The following is a 5,913-nucleotide window of genomic DNA, read 5'->3' as shown; positions in this document are numbered from 1 at the left end:
AGATGTGTATAAGGGCCAGCTGCTGCTGCGCGAGGGCGGGACGCTCGCCGCGATCGTGGCGGCCCGGCGGCTGGCCCCGCTGGACGCGGCGGGGCCGCGGCAGGGCCTGCGGCTCGCGGTGACGCTGCTGGAGTGCATGAAGCACGGCTTCAACGCCACCGGCGCCGCCGAGGTGCTGTGCGTGCACCCGCAGACCGTCCGCTACCGGCTGGCGCAGCTGCACGAGATGTTCGGCTTCGACATCGAGGACCCGGAGATCCGGCTGGAGATGATGCTCCTCCTGCACACCTGGATCCAGCGCCGCGGCGGCTGATCCCCCCGCCGCGTCCTTCCTCGTGGGAGCCCGGAATCCGCTACGGTCGGGGACGCCGCGTAGGCGAGGGGAAGGAAGACACAGAGCACATGGCCGAGAAGGTCATTCGGGTGGACGACATCGACGGCTCCGAGGGAGACGATGTCGTAAAGCGGGACTTCGAAGTCCTGGACCGGACGTTCACGATCGACTTGAGCGATGACAACTACAAGCGGCTGAACGAGATGCTGGACGCCCTCGCGCCCTTCATCGAGAACGCCGCGGAGGTGAAGCCCGCCGGGAAGGGCCGCAAGTCCCGCACCGCGAAGATCAAGGGCTACACGAACGGCGATGTCCGTGCGTGGGCATTGCGTCAGGACATCGAAGTCTCCGAACGTGGCAAGATATCGGATGAGGTCTATGCTGCATTCATCGAGGCACATCCGGACGCCAAGCCGGACGCATAGCTAGAGGGAGTCCCCGCATGGCACAGAAGGTCGAAGTCCTTCTCGTGGACGACATCGACGGTGGAGAGGCCGACGAGACCGTCAGCTTTTCCCTGGACGGCACGTCATATGAGATCGACCTGAGCAAGAAGAACGCCGCGAAGCTGCGCAACGGCCTGGAGCCGTTCGTGGGCAGCGCGCGCAAGGCGCGCAAGACCGCCGGCCGCGCCGGCCGCGGGTCGCGTACCGCGGGCAGCCGCGAGCGCTCCGCCGAGATTCGCGAGTGGGCGAAGAACCACGGCATCAAGGTCAATGAGCGGGGCCGTATCCCCGCCAATGTGATCGAGCAGTACGAGGCCGCGCACTAGCGGTCCCGCGGCCGGCGGCGTTCCGGCACGGCACCGAGGGGCCGGGGTGGAATTCTCACACCCCGGCCTCTTACGTGCGCACCGGGCAAATCAGTATTAGGGGATAATGCCCGGAATGGTGTGAGACTCCGCTTTAGGCGGACGGCGGGCAACGGCTGAGGGGGCGGACCGGTTGGCACCTGTGCGGCGGCGGGAGCGGGTCCGGTACTGGTTCGACCGGACGATGTCGAAAGGGACGCCGGCGCTGATCGGCTGGCTCGGCCTCGCCTCGGTCGCGCTGGTGCTCGTGGTGGCGAGCGCGGCGGTCCTCGTCGCGCCGGACGACAGCGACGAGAACGGGCACTGGCCCGGCATGGTGTGGCGCAGCCTGCTGCGCACCCTGGACCCGGGCACGATGGGCGACGACACGGGGACGGGGCCGTTCCTGGCGCTGATGCTGCTGTCCACCATCGGCGGCATCTTCATCGTCAGCTCGCTGATCGGCGTGCTCACCACCGGCCTGAACGCCAAGTTCAGTGAGCTGCGCAAGGGCCGGTCGCGGATCGTCGAGCAGGGCCACACCGTGCTGCTCGGATGGTCCGAGCAGGTCTTCACCGTGGTCGGCGAGCTGGTCGAGGCCAACCAGAGCAAGCGCAGGTCGTGCGTGGCGATCCTGGCGAACCGCGACAAGGTCGAGATGGAGGACGCGATCCGCGCCCGGGTCGGCGACCTCGGCCACACCCGGATCGTCTGCCGCACCGGCGACCCGCTGAAGGTCGCCGACGTGGAGCTGGTCAGCCCCGGCACCGCCCGGTCGATCCTCATCGTCACCCCGGAGCACCAGGACGCCGACACCCGCGTCATCAAGGTGCTGCTGTCGCTCGGCGCCCGCGACTGGGGACGGCACCGGCCGCACGTCGTCGCCGCCGTGCACGACTCGGCGAACCTGCCCGCCGCCCGGCTCGCCGGCGGCGAGCGCGCGCACGTCATCGACGCCGACGACGTCGCGATCCGGCTGATCGTGCAGTCGCACCGCCAGTCAGGCCTGTCGCAGGTCTGCACCGAGCTGCTGGACTTCGCCGGCCACGAGTTCTACATGCGGCCCGAGCCGTCCCTCGCCGGCCTGCCGTTCGGGGAGTCGCTGGCCGCCTACGACCTCGGCGTCCCGGCCGGGCTGCGGCGCGCCGACGGCACCGTGCTGCTCAACCCGCCGATGGACACCGTGATCCGCGCCGACGACGAGATGCTCCTGCTGGCCGAGGACGATCTGCTGATCCGCCTCGCCGGCGGCCAGGGCCCGCCCGTCCACGAGACGGCGATCAGCACCGCCGTCGCGCGGGCCCCGGTGCCCGAGCGGACGCTGATGCTCGGCTGGAACCACCGCGCCCCGAAGATCATCGAGCTGCTGGACGAGTTCCTCGCCCCCGCGTCCGAGCTCGTGGTCGCCGCGCCGCGCGCGGACCCGACCGGGGAGCTGGCCCCGCCCGCCAACCTCAAGATCGACTTCGTCCGGGCGGAGCCGACCGAGCGGCCGGCCCTGGAGTCCCTCGACGTCGGCTCCTACCAGAAGGTCATCGTGCTGTCGGACGCCCAGCACGACCGCGACCACGCCGACGCCCGCACCCTGGTGACGCTGCTGCACCTGCGCGACATGGAGGACGCCCTCGGCGCCCCGTCCTCGGGTGGGTCCCAGGGCGACCCGTTCGCCATCGTCAGCGAGATGAACGACGACGCCAACCGGGAGATCGCGCAGGTCACCAAGGCCGACGACTTCGTGGTCAGCGAGAAGCTGATCAGCCTGATGCTGACCCAGCTCAGCGAGAACCGGCACCTGTACGACGTGTTCGTGGACCTGCTCGACCCGGACGGCTCGGAGATCTACCTCAAGCCCGCCTGCGACTACCTGGTGCCCGGCGCCGAGGCGAACTTCGCGACGCTGATCGAGTCGGCGCGGCGGCGCGGGGAGGTCGCGCTCGGCTACCGGCTGACCGCGCGGTTCCACGAGCCGCCCGGCTACGGCGTGGTGCTCAACCCGGACAAGGCGGCGCCCCTCACGCTGGAGGCCGACGACCGCGTCATCGTGCTGGCCGAGAACTGATCCCCGGCCCGCCGGCCGCCGGCGGGGCGAGGTCGCGGCCGGCCCGCAGCGCGCTCGTCACGCACTCGCGGAGCGCGATCTCGGCCCGGTGGGCGTCCTCGGCCATGCCGCGGATCTCCGCGCCCGCCATCTCGTCCCCTGCGGTGCTCGCCAGCAGGTCCCGGTAGCGGGCGTTCTGCTCCGGCAACGCCTGCAGCACCCGCGACTCGTGGTAGGCGTCGTCGGCCTCACCGGCGCGGCGCGCGTACGCCTCCAGCGCCTCGATCCGCCCGGTGACCGAGCTGACCGACAGCGCGAGGGCCCGGTCCTGCGGCTCCAGCAGCGCCCGGACGCGCGGCGACAGCCGCTCCGGCTGCTGCGCGACGCGCTCGCGGCGCAGCCGGGTGTGCTCGGCGAGGGCGCTCGCGATCGACCACTCCTGCCGGGGCAGGACGACCGTGTTGTTGACGTCGTCGAGGAGCCCCGCGCTGTGCGCCTGCGACCCGAGGACGGCGTCGATGGCCCGCTGCGCGCGGAAGAGCAGCCCCGCGGCGGGCCGGTCGAAGTCCGCCGGCAGCAGGTAGCGGCCGTGATGCTCGCGCGCGGCGCGGGCGGCGGCCGGCTCGCGCACGTGCCGCAGCGCACCGGCCACCCAGCCGGTGAAGCTCACCGCGGCGAGGACGGCGGCCGCGCCGATCTGGCCGAGCAGCAGGAGCAGGACCTGCAGCGCCGGGGTGAGCATCATCGCGGCGACCGGCAGCCGCCCCCAGCGCGTCACGCCGCCGAGCATCTCGTCGTCGTCCACCGAGCCGAGGAGGCAGACCCGCAGCCAGCCGCCGGGCAGCACGCCGTAGAAGACGGCGAACGCCGGGATCCACACCAGCCGCGCCAGGACCGTGGCGGCCCGCAGCCGCGGCGGCGGCGGCGCGGGCAGGGACGCGGCGACCAGCCGCCCGGGCGCCGCGGCGAGCAGCGCGCGGTCGTCGCCGCCGATGGCGGGATCGAACACCGGACGGGGACGGTGCTGTTCGTTCATCGCCTGCTCCCACCGCGTCATGACCCCCGGGCCCGCGGGGCGGATCCGAGCCTTCCACGCGGGACCCGGCTCATTCCGGCCTGTGCTGCGATCTGCACATCTTCTCCACAACGTCCTCGGGGCACCGGCTCCTCGTGCCGTGGCCGCGAACCGCGTTGTGGCCGTGCCAGGGTTCATTCCACGCAGAGCGGTCGATAACCGTGCCGGAATCGGGAGAAACACCGTCCCGCCGGGGTAAGCAAGATCTCGAAAGTCGGCGCCGGCCCGGGACCGGCGGGCGGCACGGCGGAGGGAGGCCGGGTGAACGGCGCGCTGGGGCTGCTGGCCGTCCTGGTGCTGACGGCCGCGACCGGCTACTTCGTCGCGCAGGAGTTCGCGTTCGTCACCGCGGACCGGCCGGCCCTCGACCAGCGGGCCGCCGAGGGCGACCGGGCGGCGGCGCGGGCGGTGCGGGTGATGAGCCGGCTGTCGTTCATGCTGTCGGGGGCCCAGCTCGGCATCACGGTCACCGCACTGGTGGTCGGGTTCATCGCCAAGCCGGCGCTGGCCGACCTGATGGACCCGGTGCTGCGCGCGGCCGGGGTGCCGGACGCGGCGGCCGGCGGCGTCGCGGTCGCGGTGGGGTTCGTGATCGCCACCGTGATCCAGATGGTGCTGGGCGAGCTGTTCCCCAAGAACCTCGCGCTGGCGAAGGCGGAGGCGCTGGCCCGCGCGCTCGCCGCGTCCACCCTCGTCTACCTGGCGGTGGCGGGGCCGCTGATCAGGCTGTTCGACGCGTCCGCGAACCGGCTCGTCCGCGCGGTCGGCATCGAGCCGGTGGAGGAGCTGCACCACGGCGCGACGCTGGAGGAGCTCGGGCACATCATCGGCGAGTCCGGCGAGGAGCTGCCGGAGGGGCACGTCGACCTGCTGGAACGCGCGCTGGTCTTCTCCGAGCGCGACGCCGAGGAGGTGATGGTGCCGCGGGTGGACGTGGTGACCGTGCCGGCGTCCGCGCGCGCCGCCGAGCTGAGCGACGTCATCTCCGCGAGCGGGCACACCCGCTACCCCGTGCTCGGCGCGGGCGTCGACGACGTCGTCGGCGTCGTCGGGCTGGAGGAGCTGATCACGCTCGGCCCGGCCGCGGCCGGGCGCACCGGGGTCGGCGAGATCGCCCGCCCGCCGCTGCTGCTGCCGTCCTCGCTGCCGCTGCCGGACGTGGTGCGGCGGCTGCAGGGCGCGGCCGAGCCGATGGCCTGCGTGGTGGACGAGTACGGCGGCTTCGCCGGCATCGTCACCTGGGAGGACGTCGCCGAGGAGCTGGTCGGGGAGATCGCCGACGAGAACGAGCCCGGCGAGGAGCTCGCGATCAGGTCCGGCGAGTGGTGGACGACCGACGCCGGGCTGCGGATGGACGAGGTCGCCCACGAGACCGGCATCGAGCTGCCGGAGGGCGACTACGAGACCGTGGCGGGGCTGCTGCTGAAGCGGCTCGGCCGGGTCGCGGTGCCCGGCGACGTGGTCAGCGTGGACCTCCCGCCGACCCGGCTGGACGAGCCGCCCCGCACGGCGGTGGTGGAGGTCCTGACGATCCACCGGCACGTGCCCGAGCTGATCCGCGTCCGCACCGTCGAGACCGCGGAGGAGGACCGGTGAGCCCCGCCGTCGGCGCGCTCGTCACGCTGGCGCTGCTGGCCGGCAACGGGTTCTTCGTCGCCACCGGTCTCTTATCCACA

At 72.6% G+C, this 5,913-nt stretch carries 6 protein-coding genes; 5 read left to right on the top strand and 1 reads right to left on the bottom strand.

All coding sequences use genetic code 11. The features are described 5' to 3' along the window. From HUX53_RS05520 to HUX53_RS05505, 4 genes are all read left to right on the top strand, one after another. On the top strand, window positions 1-313 hold a 313-nt coding region (locus tag HUX53_RS05520; protein WP_176402089.1), incomplete at its 5' end, for a helix-turn-helix domain-containing protein. Between the two features lie 89 nt (window positions 314-402). Next, entirely contained in the window at window positions 403-759 is a 357-nt protein-coding gene (locus tag HUX53_RS05515) for an Lsr2 family protein (protein ID WP_176402088.1), read from the top strand. Between the two features lie 17 nt (window positions 760-776). Beyond that, complete coding sequence (locus HUX53_RS05510) at window positions 777-1,106, top strand: Lsr2 family protein (protein ID WP_176402087.1); 330 nt, start codon at window positions 777-779, stop codon at window positions 1,104-1,106. Between the two features lie 181 nt (window positions 1,107-1,287). Continuing rightward, on the top strand, window positions 1,288-3,183 hold the full coding sequence (locus HUX53_RS05505) for a potassium transporter TrkA (RefSeq protein ID WP_309237064.1): 1,896 nt from the start codon (window positions 1,288-1,290) through the stop codon (window positions 3,181-3,183). Here HUX53_RS05505 and HUX53_RS05500 read toward each other — a convergent pair. Further along, window positions 3,161-4,198, bottom strand: a complete 1,038-nt coding sequence (locus HUX53_RS05500; RefSeq protein ID WP_176402086.1) for a hypothetical protein — start codon at window positions 4,196-4,198, stop codon at window positions 3,161-3,163. The genes HUX53_RS05505 and HUX53_RS05500 overlap by 23 nt on opposite strands. Window positions 4,199-4,498: 300 nt before the next feature. Between HUX53_RS05500 and HUX53_RS05495 the strand changes: the two genes are divergently transcribed. Continuing rightward, window positions 4,499-5,833, top strand: a complete 1,335-nt coding sequence (locus HUX53_RS05495; RefSeq protein WP_176402085.1) for a hemolysin family protein — start codon at window positions 4,499-4,501, stop codon at window positions 5,831-5,833. Window positions 5,834-5,913 lie beyond the last annotated feature (80 nt).

The organism is Actinomadura sp. BRA 177, assembly GCF_013372625.1.
GTDB lineage: Bacteria > Actinomycetota > Actinomycetes > Streptosporangiales > Streptosporangiaceae > Spirillospora.
Note: the sequence above shows the minus strand (reverse complement) of the source record. Positions and strands in the feature narration are given on the sequence as shown.